Raw genomic sequence first — 16,600 nt, forward strand, 5'->3', positions numbered from 1 at the left:
GTGATGACCGATATAAAAAAGGCGCCAGTGGCGCCTTTTTCATTTGTCATTAGCGCCGATAGTCCAGCGTCACCGTCTCATCTCCCAAAGTGATGTCCTGCCAGGCTTTCGGTTTTGCACCCACTTTACCCGTATCCACCGCATCAAGAAGCGTCGCTTTATTCACGCCTGCCGGTAACGTCGCGCTGGCCTTAAATGCCCAGCCTTTCTCCTCGTGGCCAAAAACCAGCACCATACGATCGCCAAAGGCGTACAGCACCCACTCAGGTTTGCCATCATCGTTGAGATCCTGGCTCACCAGTACGCAGCTGTCGGTGTCATTGCATGACTCGACCAGATAGCGTCGCTCAATCACGGCTTTCCATAGTGCCTCATCTGGTGATGGGCTACCTTTCACAACCCGGACATTTTTTGCGAGCGTTGCAGCCGTCAGGGCTTCCGTTAGGCTGCGATCGCCATTGAGCAGCCGAATGAGCTGGCGCTGACGCTTGGCATCACGGATAAATTCAGGGTCTTTTTGCAGTTCCAGCAGCGCCTGATGGCCAGGTTTACCGCTGTGCGACAGCATATAGAGGCTGATTTGATCGGCATTGATTTTGCCACTGTGGTAGCGCGACATATGGCTATTCACACTGATGCGCCAGCTATCAAGGATTGGGGTATAGAGTAAGACCAACAGCATCAGACCTAACAGCGACACGCCTAAATGTGTCTTACCCATCTGCGCGGCAGGATTATCACGCTGACGTAGCAAGCTCGCCAGATAACCTAATGACCATACCAGCAATATGACGACGACCAGCACCCCGTACAGGCGATCAGTGGTCCAACCGTATTGTCCGATGCGTAACCACAGCGCCCAGCCCGCAATCAGCGCATAGACCGGTGACAGAAGTATTGCCGCCAGAATGAGGTAGCGCAGCGTTTGTGGATATGGAAGTCGAGCTTTCTGCGGCTCCCATACCATTGCCGTGAGCAGCAATTGAATCAGCGCGAGGGCTGATAACAGGCCTGCGGCGGAAACACGCTGGGAAATCACCGCCAACCCGCTAAACGGCAGCGTAAACAGGAACAACAGCGCCAACAGCGAAACCAACGGCAGCAAACCAGTGGCGATAAGCGCCAGCAGTTTATGGATAGCGGTGATCAGTCGCGTTTGCTGGCGCGCAAGGATCACCGTTAGCGCAGTAACCAGACCGATGACCAAATAGACAAACCATTCGGTTTCAAAGAAGAGTGTTGAGAAGAAAGTAATGTTAGCCAGCTCAAACAACCCGCTCCACAGCAGTAATACCAGCCACACCAGACCGTTTGCCACGGCAACCAACAACAGGGTTAGCGTATTTTGCCACTGCTGGTTATAGAAATGTTCATGGCGGGACAAACCTGTTTTTGGCTGAAGCTGATATTGCAGCCAAGGCATCGCCAGCAGAGCCATCAGCAGTAAGCACCAGCCGTAGTTCCACATCGCCCCGTACTGGCGCCAGATATCCTCATCACCCAGGTTACTCTTCAGCCAGCCGCCCATGCCCAACACCACCAGCAAAATCAGCGCCAGCCAGCCCCAAAGGGCTCTCTGCCGGAAGGAGACCACGGTAAACAGCAGCACAGAGGATAATGCCAAACTTCCCGGCAGGCCGTAATACATCCAACCGCTCTCTTTCGGGATCAGGTATATCGTGAGCAGGTAGCACAAGAAACCTTGTATTACGCCCGTTAGCACCATCCCCCAGCGCGTTGCGGGTGAAAGAGGAGTCACAGCATCCATATCGATAATCCCGTTCCTGAAGTAGACAATAAGGCCATTTTGACTGGTCAATGGCGTCAAAAAAACAAATTTTGCTCAGCGAGGTGAATCGATTTTTTGCATGAAAGCATTACGTAATTTTCTTTCATAAATGCGATTAATTTCACATTTATGCCGTCAATTAAACCATTTTGTAACCATTTGAGAACATTCGTGCCAAATATGCGGCTTTTCCTGTCATAATCCCAGTCGCTTCGTGACAGGAGTCACAATGTTTTCGTAAGTAAGACGTTTGTCGGGATACGTAAATCTATGAGCCTGGTCGCGGTCAACACCCCTAAAATACCCATAGAATTTATAGTAGTACATATTGGCTAAGGAGCAGTGAAATGCGCAACGGTATAACCCCGCAGGACCTCAAGGCTTATGGTATCAACGACGCACAGGATATCGTCTACAACCCCGACTACGATACATTGTATCAAGAAGAACTCGATCCTAACCTGGAAGGTTATGAGCGTGGTGTACTGACGAGCCTGGGTGCAATTTCTGTCGACACCGGAATCTTTACCGGCCGCTCCCCAAAGGACAAATATATAGTTCGCGATGATACAACTCGCGACACGGTATGGTGGTCTGATAAGGGTAACGGGAAAAATGACAACAAACCTCTGTCACCTGAAATCTGGCAACATCTTAAAGGCCTGGTCTCTAAAGAGCTTTCTGGCAAACGCCTGTTCATCATTGATGCTTTCTGTGGCGCCAACGAGGACACCCGTCTGTCCGTCCGTTTTATCACTGAAGTCGCCTGGCAGGCACACTTCGTCAAGAACATGTTCATTCGCCCAACCGATGAAGAGCTGAAAACCTTCGAACCAGACTTTATCGTGATGAACGGCGCGAAATGCACCAACCCGCAGTGGAAAGAACAAGGTCTCAATTCAGAAAACTTTGTCGCGTTCAACCTGACAGAACGTATCCAGCTTATCGGCGGAACCTGGTACGGCGGCGAAATGAAAAAAGGGATGTTCTCAATCATGAACTACCTGCTGCCGCTGCAGGGTATCGCTTCTATGCACTGCTCCGCTAACGTCGGTGAGAAAGGCGATGTCGCAGTCTTCTTTGGTCTGTCTGGTACGGGTAAAACGACCCTTTCTACCGACCCGAAACGCCGCCTGATTGGCGATGATGAGCACGGCTGGGATGATGACGGCGTGTTTAACTTCGAAGGCGGTTGCTACGCGAAGACTATCAAACTGTCCGAAGCCGCCGAGCCTGATATCTATCACGCGATTCGTCGCGATGCGCTGCTGGAAAACGTGGTCGTACGCGCCGATGGGACGATTGATTTCGACGACGGTTCCAAAACCGAAAACACCCGTGTCTCCTATCCTATTTATCACATCGACAATATCGTTAAGCCAGTGTCGAAAGCGGGTCATGCCACTAAGGTTATCTTCCTGACCGCCGATGCGTTTGGCGTTCTGCCTCCAGTATCGCGCCTCACCGCTGACCAGACGCAGTACCACTTCCTGTCCGGCTTTACCGCCAAACTGGCAGGCACCGAGCGCGGCGTTACCGAACCAACCCCGACCTTCTCCGCCTGCTTTGGCGCAGCGTTCCTGTCACTGCATCCAACTCAGTATGCGGAAGTACTGGTGAAACGCATGCAGGCCGCTGGTGCTCAGGCGTATCTGGTTAATACCGGTTGGAACGGTACTGGCAAACGTATTTCGATTAAGAATACCCGCGCCATCATCGACGCCATCCTCGACGGTTCTCTGGATAATGCAGAAACCTTCACGCTGCCGATGTTCAACCTGCAAATCCCAACCGAGCTGCCAGGCGTTGATAGCAATATCCTCGATCCACGTAGCACCTACGGCTCGCCGGAGCAGTGGCAGGAAAAAGCGGAGAAGCTGGCGAAACTGTTTACGGAAAACTTTGAGAAGTACACCGATACGCCTGCAGGTGCCGCGCTGGTCAGCGCAGGGCCTAAGCTGTAATCGGCTAGCCAAACATCTGTAAAAATAAAAACCGCCGGGTTATCCCCAGCGGTTTTTTTTTAACTCTCTTTTGTTGGCCCCGGCACGCGGCTTGGCGGTATCGGTAGCCAGGCGCGAATCAACAACCCGCCCCGTTCGCTGGTATCCAGCTCCAGCAGCCCGTTATGGTTATCGATAATACGCTGAACAATCGCCAGCCCCAGCCCGGTCCCGCTAATCGTGCGCGCGCTATCGCCGCGCACAAACGGCTGGAACAGATGCTTACGCTGCTCAGGCTTGATCCCAGGGCCGTTGTCTTCCACCTGGAACCAGGCACGATGCGCTTCACGGCCGCTGCTGACTTTAATCCAGCCGTTACCGTAGCGCGCGGCGTTCACCACCATATTGGCCAATGCACGCTTGATAGACAGCGGATGCACGCGAACCGGGATCTCATCAGCCAGAAGATCGGTATCAATCTCGCGCTCATAGCCACTCTCTGCCGCAATCACCTCGCCGAGCACGGCGTTGAGATCGATAAACTCCAGCGGCATTTCCTGACCGGTACGCAGATAGTCGATGAACTGCTCAATGATGGCGTTGCACTCTTCGATGTCTTTGTTGATCGACTCCGCCAGATAGCCATCCTGCTCACCCATCATTTCGGTGGCGAGACGAATACGCGTTAGCGGTGTACGTAAATCATGGCTGACGCCGGCCATCAGCAGCGTACGGTCGTCAGACAGCTGCTTCACCCCCGCGGCCATATGGTTAAAGGCCCGAGTCACCGAACGTACTTCAGACGCACCGTATTCGCGCAGCGGCGGCGGAATAATCCCTTTACCCACCTGCAGCGCCGCATGCTCCAGATCGACCAGGGGTCGGTTCTGGATACGGATAAACAGCCATGCGCCGCCTATGGCCAGCAGCATGATAGCGAGGGTATAGCGGAAGAGCGGAGAGAAGTCTCCCTGATGAATTTCGGTCAGCGGCACCCGCACCCAAATATTGGGCGACAGCCAGGTTTTCAACCAAACCACCGGGGAGCTTTTGTTCACTTCAACGCGAACTTCAGTTGGCCCACCGAGCTGCTGGGCCATCTGTTGGCTTAAGAATTCATAGTGCTGCGCCCAACGAAGCCCCGCTTCCTCTGCAGCTTCATCGGAATAGAGTGAGATACCAAGCTCACGATAAATCTCGCGGCGAAATGCCGGCGGCACGACAAGCTGCGTCCCGTCTTCCAGCTGCAGTTTATCGGTCATCAGCATACGGACTTCGTAGGCTAAGACCTTATTAAACTGCTGCAGGCTTGGCAAAATCGCGAAGTTCAACACCACCAGATAGGTTGTCACCAGGCTGACAAACAGCAGGGTGACAATCAGCAACAACGTGCGGGCAAACGAACTTCGTGGCGAGAAGCGCAATCGCCTCATGCTTTAGAACCGTCCGGAACAAAAACGTAGCCCAGACCCCATACGGTCTGAATGTAACGTGGATGGGCTGGATCTTCTTCTACCATCCGGCGCAGACGCGAAATCTGCACATCGATAGAACGTTCCATTGCCGAGTATTCACGACCGCGAGCAAGGTTCATCAGCTTATCGCGGGACAGCGGCTCACGCGGATGGCTCACCAGCGCTTTCAGCACCGCAAACTCACCGCTGGTCAACGGCATAGGCTCATCTTCACGGAACATTTCGCGGGTGCCGAGGTTCAATTTGAATTTACCAAAGGCAATCACCGCTTCTTCCTGCGAAGGTGCGCCCGGCAGTTCATTGGCCTGACGACGCAGCACCGCACGAATACGGGCCAGCAGTTCACGCGGGTTGAACGGTTTTGGAATATAATCATCGGCACCAATTTCCAGCCCGACGATACGGTCAACTTCTTCCCCTTTTGCCGTTACCATGATTATCGGCATCGGGTTGCTCTGGCTACGCAGGCGGCGACAAATAGACAGGCCATCTTCGCCAGGCAGCATTAAATCGAGCACCATCAGATGGAAAGATTCGCGAGTCAGCAATCTGTCCATCTGTTCGGCGTTAGCGACGCTTCGAACCTGGAAACCCTGCTCGGTTAGATAACGTTCCAGCAGCGCACGCAGGCGCATATCGTCATCCACAACCAGAATCTTATAATTCTCTTGCATTGTTTTTACTCCCAAAGGTTCGCAACAATTATTCAGTACGTATTCTCAAAAAAGCCTGCTCTAACGACCAGCTAAATCTGGTATATATTCCAGGCTAAATTGTTACAAAGCATATTTAACAGCGAGTTAAGTATACAATGGATCTTAGTACACATTATTTATTCTGTCGGTATGCTGGCGTACTACGTATTGTGCGTAATGATGACCCGGCGGCCAGGTAAGCACTGAATCATGAAAACACCGTTGATCACCCGAGAAGGGTACGAAAAGCTCAAAAAAGAGATGGATTATCTCTGGCGCGAAGAGCGCCCGGAAGTCACCAAAAAAGTGACCTGGGCCGCAAGCCTTGGCGATCGCAGTGAAAATGCTGACTACCAATATAATAAAAAGCGGCTAAGAGAAATCGATCGCCGCGTACGTTATTTAACGAAATGCCTCGAGCATCTGAAGATTGTCGATTATTCACCGCAGCAAGAAGGCAAAGTCTTCTTCGGCGCGTGGGTTGAAATCGAAAACGATGACGGCGTGACCAAGCGTTTTCGCATCGTTGGCTATGATGAAATCTTTGGCCGCAACGACTATATCTCTATCGACTCCCCGATGGCCCGCGCTTTGCTGAAAAAAGAGGTGGGCGACCTGGCGGTGGTTAATACGCCTGCCGGTGAGGCCAGCTGGTACGTCAACGAGATTGAATACGTTAAATGAGCCGGAACATTCCGAAGCCCCCGCTGATGACTGGCATTTTTGCCAGTCAATCCGTATAACTGTCCCCTGATTTTATGACCTAACAGTGAAACCAAGCCATGTTGAATGATTCGCTCTGCCGCATTATTGCGGGTGAACTTCAGGCCAGAGCAGAACAGGTGGAATCCGCCGTTCGCCTGCTTGATGAAGGGAACACCGTGCCGTTTATCGCACGTTATCGTAAGGAAGTCACAGGCGGTCTGGATGATACGCAACTGCGTAATCTGGAAACCCGACTGGGGTATTTGCGTGAGCTGGAAGACCGTCGTCAGACCATCCTGAAATCCATTTCCGAGCAGGGCAAATTGACCGATGCGCTGGAAAAAGCGATCAACGGCACGCTGAACAAAACCGAGCTCGAAGATCTCTATCTGCCTTACAAACAAAAACGTCGTACGCGTGGACAGATTGCCATTGAAGCAGGCCTCGAGCCGCTGGCCGATCTGCTGTGGACCGATCCGTCTCACGATCCGGAGACAGAAGCCGCCAAATATATTGATGCCGACAAAGGCATAGCTGATAGCAAAGCCGCGCTTGATGGCGCCCGCTACATCCTGATGGAGCGCTTTGCCGAGGATGCCGCCCTGCTGGCAAAAGTACGTGACTACCTGTGGAAAAACGCCCATCTGGTCGCCACCGTGGTCAGCGGTAAGGAAGAAGAAGGCGCTAAATTCCGCGACTACTTCGACCACCACGAACCGATTTCTACCACCCCTTCCCACCGCGCGCTGGCCATGTTCCGCGGGCGTAACGAAGGCGTGCTACAGCTGTCCCTCAATGCTGACCCGCAGTTCGACGAGCCGCCAAAAGAGAGCTACTGCGAGCAGATCATCATCGATCACCTCGGGCTGCGTTTAAACAACGCTCCAGCAGACAGCTGGCGTAAAGCAGTGATTAGCTGGACGTGGCGCATCAAGGTACTGATGCACCTCGAAACCGAGCTGATGGGCACCGTGCGCGAGCGCGCAGAAGACGAAGCGATCAACGTGTTCGCTCGCAACCTGCACGACCTGCTGATGGCTGCACCGGCTGGCCTGCGCGCCACCATGGGACTCGATCCCGGTCTGCGTACCGGCGTTAAGGTTGCCGTCGTAGATGGCACCGGCAAACTGGTTGCCACCGACACCATTTATCCGCACACCGGCCAGGCTGCAAAAGCCGCCGTTACCGTTGCCGCGCTGTGTGAAAAGCATAATGTTGAACTGGTGGCGATTGGCAACGGTACCGCCTCTCGCGAAACCGAACGCTTCTTCCTCGACGTACAGCAGCAGTTCCCGAAAGTCACGGCACAGAAAGTGATTGTCAGCGAAGCAGGGGCATCGGTTTATTCCGCCTCCGAGCTGGCGGCACAAGAATTCCCGGATCTCGACGTGTCCATCCGTGGTGCGGTATCTATCGCCCGTCGCTTGCAGGATCCGCTCGCCGAGCTGGTGAAAATCGATCCGAAATCCATCGGCGTGGGCCAGTATCAGCACGACGTTAGCCAGACTCAGTTGGCGCGTAAGCTGGATGCGGTGGTGGAAGACTGCGTAAACGCCGTTGGCGTTGATCTGAATACCGCTTCCGTTCCACTGCTGACCCGCGTCGCGGGCCTGACGCGAATGATGGCGCAGAATATCGTCACCTGGCGTGATGAGAACGGTCAGTTCCAGAACCGCCAACAGCTGCTGAAAGTGAGCCGTCTGGGGCCAAAAGCGTTTGAACAGTGCGCGGGCTTCCTGCGTATCAACCACGGCGATAACCCGCTGGATGCTTCCACCGTTCACCCAGAAGCCTATCCGGTGGTCGAACGCATTCTGGCGGCGACGCATCAGGCACTGAAGGACTTGATGGGTAATAGCAGCGAGCTACGTAACGTCAAAGCAGTTGATTTCACCGACGAGCGTTTTGGTCTGCCGACCGTCACCGACATCATCAAAGAGCTGGAAAAACCGGGCCGCGATCCGCGTCCTGAGTTTAAAACTGCAAAGTTCGCCGATGGCGTGGAAACCATGAATGACCTGCTGCCGGGCATGGTGCTGGAAGGTGCGGTGACTAACGTCACCAACTTCGGCGCGTTCGTCGATATCGGCGTGCATCAGGACGGTCTGGTCCATATCTCTTCACTGGCCGACAAGTTCGTCGAAGATCCGCACACCGTGGTGAAAGCGGGCGACATTGTGAAGGTGAAAGTGCTGGAAGTGGATCTGCAGCGTAAGCGTATCGCCTTGACCATGCGTCTGGACGAGCAGCCGGGGGAAACCAACGCCCGTCGTGGCGCGGGCAACGATCGCAGCCAGGGCAACAATCGCCCAGCGGCGAAAGCCGCTAAACCGCGCGGGCGTGATGCTCAACCTGCGGGTAACAGCGCCATGATGGATGCGCTGGCAGCCGCAATGGGTAAAAAACGCTAATCATAACGCCCGGCCGAGCGCAGCAACGCCGGGCGACATTCCTCGCAGACGCCAAAAAAACGTTCACGCTGGCATTCAACAACAGTCATTGTTGAGCACAATAATGGCGTCCTCTCTATCCCTCGTTATATTTTCCTTCACTTGTAATAATAAGCTTCAGCCGTTTTAATTTTATTAACCAATGAAACCTTAATTAAACATTAAGTGAGATTAATAATATTAAATTCATTTACCGCTACAATGCGTTGCTTGAGTCATATCAATAAAAGTGCAAATTTCCGTCGAAATAGCTTTCAATCGCATGTTATGTATTGATGATAAAAACCATTCTCATTATCATTATTTCCAGTCAGTCTTTATTCTTCATCTGTTGACGATATCCCAGCTGCAGTCCGCAGCGTACGGCGGTATCTCCTCTGTTCAGCTAGCTGATACACAAGTAGGTTATATGCAATTTACACCTGATACTGCGTGGAAGATTGTCGGTTTCTCCCGCGAAATTAGCCCCGCTTATCGTCAGAAACTACTGTCTCTGGGGATGCTACCGGGTTCATCATTTAATGTGGTTCGCGTGGCGCCGCTTGGCGATCCTATTCATATTGAAACCCGTCGCGTTAGCCTGGTGCTGCGTAAAAAAGATCTCGCGCTAATTGAATTAGAAGCCGTTGCACAATAACTCCAGCCTGGTACTAAGAGTCTGAAATATGAAAAAATTAACCATTGGTTTAATTGGCAATCCTAATTCCGGCAAGACGACCTTATTCAATCAGTTAACCGGTGCGCGCCAGCGCGTAGGTAACTGGGCCGGAGTCACGGTTGAACGTAAAGAAGGGGCATTCTCGACCATCGACCATCAGGTCACCCTGGTCGACCTACCGGGCACTTACTCGCTCACCACTATCTCGTCGCAAACCTCGTTGGATGAGCAAATTGCCTGCCACTACATTCTCAGCGGTGATGCCGACCTGCTGATTAATGTCGTCGACGCTTCCAACCTTGAGCGTAACCTTTATCTGACGCTACAGCTGCTGGAGCTGGGCATTCCCTGCGTTGTCGCGCTGAACATGCTCGATATTGCCGAGAAGCAAAAAATCCGCATTGACGTTGATGCTCTCGCCGCCCGCCTGGGCTGCCCGGTAGTACCGTTGGTTTCCACGCGCGGTCGCGGTATCGAAGCACTGAAAATGGCCATCGATCGTCACCAGGCGAATGAGCCTCTGGAGTTGGTACACTATCCGCAGCCACTGCTGCGCGAGGCCGATAATCTGGCCCGTGAGATGGCGGAAGATATCCCAGAACGCCAGCGTCAATGGCTGGGGATGCAGATGCTGGAAGGCGATATTTACAGCCGAGCCTACGCCGGCGACGCCGCGCACAAGCTGGATGTTTCACTCGCTCACCTGAGCGAAGAGATGGATGACCCCGCGCTGTATATCGCCGATGCGCGCTATCAAAGCATCGCCGCTATCTGCGACGCCGTCAGCAACACCCTAACCGCTGAACCAAGCCGTTTCACCACGGCGGTCGACAAAATCATCCTCAACCGGATTCTGGGTTTACCGATTTTCCTGTTCGTCATGTATCTGATGTTCTTGTTGGCAATCAACATCGGCGGCGCGCTGCAACCTATCTTTGACGGTGGTTCAGTCGCTATCTTCATTCATGGCATTCAGTGGATTGGCTACACCCTACACTTCCCTGATTGGCTCACCGTATTCCTGGCGCAGGGCATCGGCGGCGGTATCAACACCGTGCTACCATTAGTCCCGCAAATCGGCATGATGTATCTGTTCCTCTCCTTCCTTGAGGATTCAGGCTACATGGCTCGCGCCGCATTCGTGATGGACCGTCTGATGCAGTCGTTAGGTCTGCCGGGGAAATCCTTCGTGCCACTGATCGTTGGCTTCGGCTGTAACGTACCGTCGGTGATGGGGGCTCGTACACTCGATGCACCGCGCGAACGTCTGATGACCATCATGATGGCACCATTTATGTCCTGTGGCGCACGACTGGCGATTTTCGCCGTCTTCGCCGCTGCCTTCTTTGGTCAAGGCGGTGCACTGGTGGTCTTCTCACTGTATGTGCTCGGTATTGCCATCGCCATCCTGACCGGCCTGATGCTCAAGTACACCATCATGCGCGGCGAAGCATCACCGTTCGTCATGGAGCTTCCGGTGTACCACGTTCCGCACGTGAAAAGCCTGATTATCCAGACCTGGCAGCGCTTGAAAGGCTTCGTACTGCGTGCCGGTAAAGTTATCGTTATCGTCAGCATCTTCCTCAGCGCGCTGAACAGCTTCTCCTTCAGCGGCAAAATTGTCGATAACATCAATGACTCCGCGCTGGCTTCGGTGAGCCGAGCTATCACGCCGGTATTTAAACCGATTGGCGTGCACGAGGATAACTGGCAGGCGACTGTCGGGCTGTTTACCGGCGCGATGGCGAAAGAAGTGGTTGTCGGTACGCTGAACACCCTTTACACCGCTGAAAACATTCAGAACGAAGAGTTTAACCCGCAGGAATTCCACCTCGGTGATGAACTGCTGGCGGCTGCGGATGAAACCTGGCAGGGCCTGAAAGACACCTTCAGCCTGAGCGTACTGGCAAACCCCATTGAAGCCAGCAAAGGCGATGGCGAAATGGAAACCGGCGCCATGGGCGTGATGAGCACCAAATTCGGCAGCGCGGCGGCAGCCTACAGCTACCTGATTTTCGTGCTGCTCTATATCCCATGCATCTCGGTAATGGGCGCAGTTGCTCGTGAATCGAGCCGCGGCTGGATGACCTTCTCCATTCTGTGGGGGCTGAATATCGCCTACTCGCTCTCGACGCTGTACTACCAGACCGTCAGCTTTAGCCAGCATCCACGCTACAGCCTGGTGTGCATTCTGGCGGTGATTCTGTTCAACGTGGTACTGCTGGGCCTGTTGCGTCGTGCTCGTAGCCGCGTGGACGTTTCGCTGCTGGCCACGCGCAAAACGCCAACGTCATGCTGCTCTAGCCCAGCGGGCGATTGTCACTAGGAGTCGACATGGCATCATTGATCGAAGTACGCGATATGTTGGCACTGCAAGGACGCATGGAAGCCGCACAGCTCAGCGCCCAACTGCATACGCCACAGGCGCTGGTCGATGCCATGCTGGGCCGCCTGGAAGCCATGGGGAAAGTCGTGAAGATTAGCGAAGATCCTGATGGCTGCCTCTCCGGCAGCTGTAAAAGCTGTCCGGAAGGGAAAGCCTGCTTACGTGAATGGTGGGCACTGCGCTGATACCCTATTCCCGGCGTTAAATTGACGCCGGGAACAGAGGATTAGAAGCTACTTATAAACGTCCGCATTACCATGGACGGTTTTTTCGTTTTTCTCGCCCGCAATGATCACATAGTACTTCCCGCCCATCTCATCCGCCTTTTTCGAAAGATCGCGTTTGGCGTCCATTGGTGACGTGGTTCTTGACGTGGTGATGTTGCCAATTTTGGTCAAATTCATCTTGGCGACATCATCTTTCTGGATCTCTTTAGCAGCAAACGCACCAAACGACAGGGAGCCAATCACCAGAGATGCAACAATACCTGTAATAAGTTTCATAGCCTCTACTCTCCATAAGGGTTGTATTTGCGCTACAGCGTTCGGATGAAATAATCACCTGCTGCAGCAGCTTAAGTATTGCTATGAATATCTGTTTTACCACTTACTACAGGAATTAATTCGTTAATTGCTTTTTCAATGCCACCAGCGGTTCGCAAAATACCTGAGGATGAGAGATAAACGGCGCGTGCGCGGCCTTATCAAAAATTACGGATTCACTGCCCGGCCATAGCGTGTCGAGAAGCGGCACGATTTTACGCGGAACCAGCCCATCCAACCGCCCGTACATACGCAGGAATGGCATATTGAGCCGCACCAGCGCCTGACGCATATCGGCGGTTTTCAAAATCTCCAGCCCACCGTTAAGGACTTCCGATGAAGGCATAGGCAGTGACAGCACCGTCTTCTTCAACGCTCTGGCATCCTGTCGCGCGCTTTCGGTCCCCATGGTCTGCAGTGCCAAAAAACGTTCCACGGTACGCTGGAAATCATCAGTGAGCTGCTGCTGGAAGCCACTCAATACCTCGGGTTTAATCCCCGGCCATTCATCCTGTGCGGCAAAGCATGGCGATGACGCCACGGTTACCAACGCCTGTACGCGTTCAGGGTGACGCAATGCGATTTGGCTGGCGACCAGCCCCCCCAGACTCCAGCCAAGCCAAACGGCTTGCTCTGGTGCTTTCTCCAGTACTTTTTCGGCTATCTCTTCCAGCGATAAAGCGCCAAAGCCTACGCTCCGGCCATAGCCCGGCAGATCGACCAAATGCAATGTAAAATGCGCGCCTAATTCCGGCGTAATGCAATCCCAAACCTGTGCGTTCAGTCCCCATCCGTGCAGCAGCACAAGATGACAATTTCCTTCGCCCGTGGTTTGCCACCAGATGTCGTTCATCAGCTATTGTTCTCATTTCTTCGCTCTAAGGGGGGATTATGCTAACAGTCCACGGCTTGTGCTGGCTATGCCAAATGCCTCTTGCGCTGCCCGCATGGGGCGTTTGCTCGCGCTGTAGCAAAACGTTATTTAGCAAGATGTGCGGTTGCCCGCAGTGCGGATTGCCGTCTGCTAGCACCAATACGCCATGCGGGCGCTGCCTGCAAAAACCGCCGCCGTGGCAACGGTTAGTGGCGGTGAATGGCTATCAGCCGCCGCTCAGTGAGATGGTTCATCGCTTCAAGTTTAACGGTAAAGCCGAGCTGGCTGCCACACTCGCACGCCTGCTGCTTTTAGCCGTTCGCCAGCAGTCAGGGCTTCCTCCACCCCAACAGCTTATTAGTGTACCGCTATGGCAGCGACGTCACTGGCGACGCGGCTTTAACCAAAGTGATCTGCTGTGCAAAGCGCTCAGCACATGGCTGCCTTGCGAATATCATCCCCGGACGCTTGCCCGCATTCGCCCCACCGCCACTCAACATCAGCTCAGCGCACGACGACGTTCGCACAACCTGAAAAACGCGTTTCGGCTTGAATTACCCGTGCAGGGTCGCCATATGGTTATTGTGGATGATGTTGTCACGACGGGCAGTACTGCAGCCGAGATTTCCCGCCTGCTTTTGCGAAATGGCGCGGCGAGCGTTCAGGTATGGTGTCTGTGTCGCACCTTGTAGACCCCCAGCGATGGGCGTATTATAACCAACTAAAGTAGTCAACTATTAGGTCAAAGCTATGATCCGTATTTCCGATACTGCGCAAGCGCACTTTGCCAAACTTCTGCAAAATCAGGAAGAAGGGACCCAGATCCGTGTATTCGTGATCAACCCTGGTACGCCTAACGCAGAATGCGGCGTTTCTTATTGCCCGCCGGATGCGGTGGAAGCAAGTGATACAGCACTGAAATTTGAACAGCTCACCGCTTATGTCGATGAACTGAGCGCTCCGTATCTGGAAGATGCGGAAATTGATTTCGTCACCGACCAGTTGGGTTCTCAGCTGACGCTGAAAGCACCTAACGCTAAAATGCGTAAAGTGTCCGACGATGCGCCGCTGATGGAGCGCGTTGAGTACATGCTGCAATCACAGATTAACCCACAGCTGGCAGGCCACGGTGGCCGCGTTACGCTGATGGAAATCACCGAAGACGGCTTAGCTATTCTGCAGTTTGGCGGCGGTTGTAACGGCTGTTCGATGGTGGATGTGACCCTGAAAGAAGGCATCGAGAAGCAGCTGCTGGTTGAGTTCCCCGAGCTCAAAGGTGTACGCGATCTCACCGAACACCAGCGCGGCGAACACTCTTACTACTAATACTACGAGTGATTCTCCCACGACCCGGGCAAGGCACTAAGCCGACCCCGGGTTAGCGCCAATTCCCTCACAGACGCTTCGCCTGAACGGGCACAACACCTTCATTTCTCATGTTACCGCGCAACATTCCTCTCATTTTTCGATCCGCAACGCTGCAAAAATCCAGCTAATAGTTTGACTGGAGTCGCATATTTCACATTTCCACCGCCTGACATATTCTCAAACACAGCATGTTACCCGTATCATCCCGCCATACGCCATCGTGTTAAATAATAGCCAGCTATTCTCTGTCTGAGTCATACAACATTACGGTGGCGTGAAGTAGTCAGTACCTATTCCCTCTGTAGGGACAATTGGAAGTTGTCGTAGCAACAATGACGTTACCCATAACAAATTAAAGGCTGGAAAAATTATGCCATTAATCATCGTAGCAATCGGGGTTATCCTCTTATTACTGTTGATGATCCGCTTCAAAATGAACGGATTCATCGCACTGGTTCTGGTGGCTCTGGCCGTCGGATTGATGCAGGGCATGCCCCTGGACAAAGTGATCGTCTCCATTAAAAATGGCGTAGGCGGTACCCTCGGTGGACTGGCGCTGATTATGGGCTTCGGCGCCATGCTCGGTAAGATGCTGGCCGACTGCGGTGGTGCACAGCGTATCGCAACCACCCTTATCGATAAATTTGGTCGTAAGCACATTCAGTGGGCCGTCGTACTGACCGGTTTCACCGTAGGCTTCGCACTGTTCTATGAAGTGGGCTTCGTGTTGCTGCTGCCGTTGGTCTTCACCATCGCTGCCTCCGCGCGTATTCCTCTGCTGTATGTCGGTGTACCGATGGCTGCGGCGCTGTCCGTCACCCACGGCTTCCTGCCACCACATCCAGGCCCAACGGCTATCGCCACCATCTTCCACGCGGATATGGGTAAAACCCTGCTGTACGGTACGCTGCTGGCCATCCCAACCGTTATTCTGGCGGGCCCGGTTTATGCTCGCTGCCTGAAAGGCATCGACAAGCCAATTCCGGAAGGTCTGCACAACCCGAAAACCTTCACCGACGCAGAAATGCCATCCTTCGGCGTTAGCGTTTGGACTTCTCTGGTTCCGGTTATCCTGATGGCACTGCGTGCTGTCGCTGAAATGGTGCTGCCGAAAGGTCACGCCCTGCTGCCTGCCGCCGAGTTCTTCGGTGACCCGGTAATGGCGACGCTGATTGCGGTACTGATTGCTATCTTCACCTTCGGCCTGAACCGCGGCCGTTCTATGGATGAAATCAACGACACGCTGATCTCCTCCATCAAAATTATCGCCATGATGCTGCTGATCATCGGCGGTGGCGGTGCGTTCAAACAGGTTCTGGTCGACAGCGGCGTGGATAAATACATTGCCTCTATCATGCACGAATCCAACGTATCTCCGCTGTTTATGGCCTGGTCTATCGCTGCGGTTCTGCGTATTGCGCTGGGTTCAGCCACCGTTGCGGCGATTACCGCAGGCGGTATTGCAGCGCCACTGATTGCCACCACGGGCGTCAGCCCAGAGCTGATGGTTATCGCGGTAGGTTCCGGTTCCGTTATCTTCTCCCACGTCAACGATCCGGGCTTCTGGCTGTTTAAAGAGTACTTCAACCTGACTATCGGCGAGACCATTAAGTCCTGGTCTATGCTGGAAACCATTATCTCGGTGTGTGGTCTGGTAGGCTGTCTGCTGCTGGGGATGGTGGTTTAACACCACGCATTACCGATATAAAAACGCC

14 protein-coding genes are annotated in these 16,600 nt (G+C 53.5%); 9 read left to right on the forward strand and 5 right to left on the reverse strand.

What is annotated here, in order from left to right:
• Positions 1-49 precede the first annotated feature (49 nt).
• Positions 50-1,768, reverse strand: a complete 1,719-nt coding sequence (locus KP80_RS06750) for a DUF4153 domain-containing protein (RefSeq protein ID WP_052282830.1) — start codon at positions 1,766-1,768, stop codon at positions 50-52.
• 368 nt (positions 1,769-2,136) lie between these two features.
• On the opposite strand from KP80_RS06750, the gene pckA reads away from it, so the two are divergent.
• Positions 2,137-3,753: a phosphoenolpyruvate carboxykinase (ATP) gene (gene pckA / locus KP80_RS06755; protein ID WP_052282831.1), complete on the forward strand. Its 1,617-nt coding sequence runs from the start codon at positions 2,137-2,139 to the stop codon at positions 3,751-3,753.
• A 59-nt stretch (positions 3,754-3,812) separates the two neighbouring features.
• Here pckA and envZ read toward each other — a convergent pair whose 3' ends face one another.
• Together envZ and ompR are read right to left on the reverse strand one after the other, a co-directional pair.
• The gene (gene envZ / locus KP80_RS06760) at positions 3,813-5,165 is read right to left on the reverse strand and encodes a two-component system sensor histidine kinase EnvZ (RefSeq protein ID WP_052282832.1); all 1,353 of its coding nucleotides are present in this window, start codon (positions 5,163-5,165) and stop codon (positions 3,813-3,815) included.
• Complete coding sequence (ompR, locus tag KP80_RS06765; protein WP_001157751.1) at positions 5,162-5,881, reverse strand: two-component system response regulator OmpR; 720 nt, start codon at positions 5,879-5,881, stop codon at positions 5,162-5,164. Before ompR ends, envZ begins: the two co-directional genes overlap by 4 nt.
• A gap of 231 nt (positions 5,882-6,112) precedes the next feature.
• Here ompR and greB point away from each other — a divergent pair, with 231 nt between their 5' ends.
• The 5 genes from greB to feoC all read left to right on the forward strand — a co-directional run bounded on the left by greB (position 6,113) and on the right by feoC (position 12,286).
• Positions 6,113-6,586, forward strand: a complete 474-nt coding sequence (greB, locus tag KP80_RS06770) for a transcription elongation factor GreB (protein ID WP_052282833.1) — start codon at positions 6,113-6,115, stop codon at positions 6,584-6,586.
• Between the two features lie 98 nt (positions 6,587-6,684).
• Entirely contained in the window at positions 6,685-9,018 is a 2,334-nt protein-coding gene (locus tag KP80_RS06775; RefSeq protein WP_052282834.1) for a Tex family protein, read from the forward strand.
• Positions 9,019-9,466: 448 nt separating this feature from the next.
• Positions 9,467-9,694, forward strand: coding sequence for a ferrous iron transporter A (gene feoA / locus KP80_RS06780; RefSeq protein WP_052282977.1), 228 nt, complete (start codon positions 9,467-9,469; stop codon positions 9,692-9,694).
• Positions 9,695-9,722: 28 nt separating this feature from the next.
• On the forward strand, positions 9,723-12,041 hold the full coding sequence (gene feoB / locus KP80_RS06785; protein ID WP_052282835.1) for a Fe(2+) transporter permease subunit FeoB: 2,319 nt from the start codon (positions 9,723-9,725) through the stop codon (positions 12,039-12,041).
• Between the two features lie 8 nt (positions 12,042-12,049).
• Positions 12,050-12,286: a [Fe-S]-dependent transcriptional repressor FeoC gene (gene feoC / locus KP80_RS06790; RefSeq protein ID WP_052282836.1), complete on the forward strand. Its 237-nt coding sequence runs from the start codon at positions 12,050-12,052 to the stop codon at positions 12,284-12,286.
• A gap of 48 nt (positions 12,287-12,334) precedes the next feature.
• Here the strand turns inward: feoC and KP80_RS06795 are convergent, their stop codons facing one another.
• A complete protein-coding gene (locus KP80_RS06795; RefSeq protein WP_052282837.1) occupies positions 12,335-12,604 on the reverse strand; it encodes a YdgH/BhsA/McbA-like domain containing protein in 270 nt (89 codons plus the stop codon).
• A 115-nt stretch (positions 12,605-12,719) separates the two neighbouring features.
• A complete protein-coding gene (gene bioH, locus KP80_RS06800; RefSeq protein WP_052282838.1) occupies positions 12,720-13,496 on the reverse strand; it encodes a pimeloyl-ACP methyl ester esterase BioH in 777 nt (258 codons plus the stop codon).
• 38 nt (positions 13,497-13,534) lie between these two features.
• Here bioH and gntX point away from each other — a divergent pair, with 38 nt between their 5' ends.
• The 3 genes from gntX to gntT all read left to right on the forward strand — a co-directional run bounded on the left by gntX (position 13,535) and on the right by gntT (position 16,572).
• Positions 13,535-14,209, forward strand: a complete 675-nt coding sequence (gene gntX / locus KP80_RS06805; RefSeq protein ID WP_072129062.1) for a DNA utilization protein GntX — start codon at positions 13,535-13,537, stop codon at positions 14,207-14,209.
• Between the two features lie 58 nt (positions 14,210-14,267).
• Positions 14,268-14,843 carry a Fe-S biogenesis protein NfuA gene (nfuA, locus tag KP80_RS06810; RefSeq protein ID WP_052282840.1) on the forward strand — a complete coding sequence of 192 codons (576 nt, stop codon included), beginning with the start codon at positions 14,268-14,270 and terminating at the stop codon, positions 14,841-14,843.
• Between the two features lie 412 nt (positions 14,844-15,255).
• The gene (gene gntT, locus KP80_RS06815; protein ID WP_052282841.1) at positions 15,256-16,572 is read left to right on the forward strand and encodes a gluconate transporter; all 1,317 of its coding nucleotides are present in this window, start codon (positions 15,256-15,258) and stop codon (positions 16,570-16,572) included.
• The last annotated feature ends 28 nt before the right edge of the window (positions 16,573-16,600 follow it).

Origin of the sequence: Kluyvera genomosp. 1, from assembly GCF_001266615.1 — a bacterium.
Classification (GTDB): domain Bacteria; phylum Pseudomonadota; class Gammaproteobacteria; order Enterobacterales; family Enterobacteriaceae; genus Kluyvera; species Kluyvera cryocrescens_A.

Coding starts and splice junctions, on each gene's coding strand:
- KP80_RS06750 (WP_052282830.1), bottom strand. CDS start 1,768: ATGGATGCTGTGACTCCTCTTTCACCCGCAACGCGCTGGGGGATGGTG.
- pckA (WP_052282831.1), top strand. CDS start 2,137: ATGCGCAACGGTATAACCCCGCAGGACCTCAAGGCTTATGGTATCAAC.
- envZ (WP_052282832.1), bottom strand. CDS start 5,165: ATGAGGCGATTGCGCTTCTCGCCACGAAGTTCGTTTGCCCGCACGTTG.
- ompR (WP_001157751.1), bottom strand. CDS start 5,881: ATGCAAGAGAATTATAAGATTCTGGTTGTGGATGACGATATGCGCCTG.
- greB (WP_052282833.1), top strand. CDS start 6,113: ATGAAAACACCGTTGATCACCCGAGAAGGGTACGAAAAGCTCAAAAAA.
- KP80_RS06775 (WP_052282834.1), top strand. CDS start 6,685: ATGTTGAATGATTCGCTCTGCCGCATTATTGCGGGTGAACTTCAGGCC.
- feoA (WP_052282977.1), top strand. CDS start 9,467: ATGCAATTTACACCTGATACTGCGTGGAAGATTGTCGGTTTCTCCCGC.
- feoB (WP_052282835.1), top strand. CDS start 9,723: ATGAAAAAATTAACCATTGGTTTAATTGGCAATCCTAATTCCGGCAAG.
- feoC (WP_052282836.1), top strand. CDS start 12,050: ATGGCATCATTGATCGAAGTACGCGATATGTTGGCACTGCAAGGACGC.
- KP80_RS06795 (WP_052282837.1), bottom strand. CDS start 12,604: ATGAAACTTATTACAGGTATTGTTGCATCTCTGGTGATTGGCTCCCTG.
- bioH (WP_052282838.1), bottom strand. CDS start 13,496: ATGAACGACATCTGGTGGCAAACCACGGGCGAAGGAAATTGTCATCTT.
- gntX (WP_072129062.1), top strand. CDS start 13,535: ATGCTAACAGTCCACGGCTTGTGCTGGCTATGCCAAATGCCTCTTGCG.
- nfuA (WP_052282840.1), top strand. CDS start 14,268: ATGATCCGTATTTCCGATACTGCGCAAGCGCACTTTGCCAAACTTCTG.
- gntT (WP_052282841.1), top strand. CDS start 15,256: ATGCCATTAATCATCGTAGCAATCGGGGTTATCCTCTTATTACTGTTG.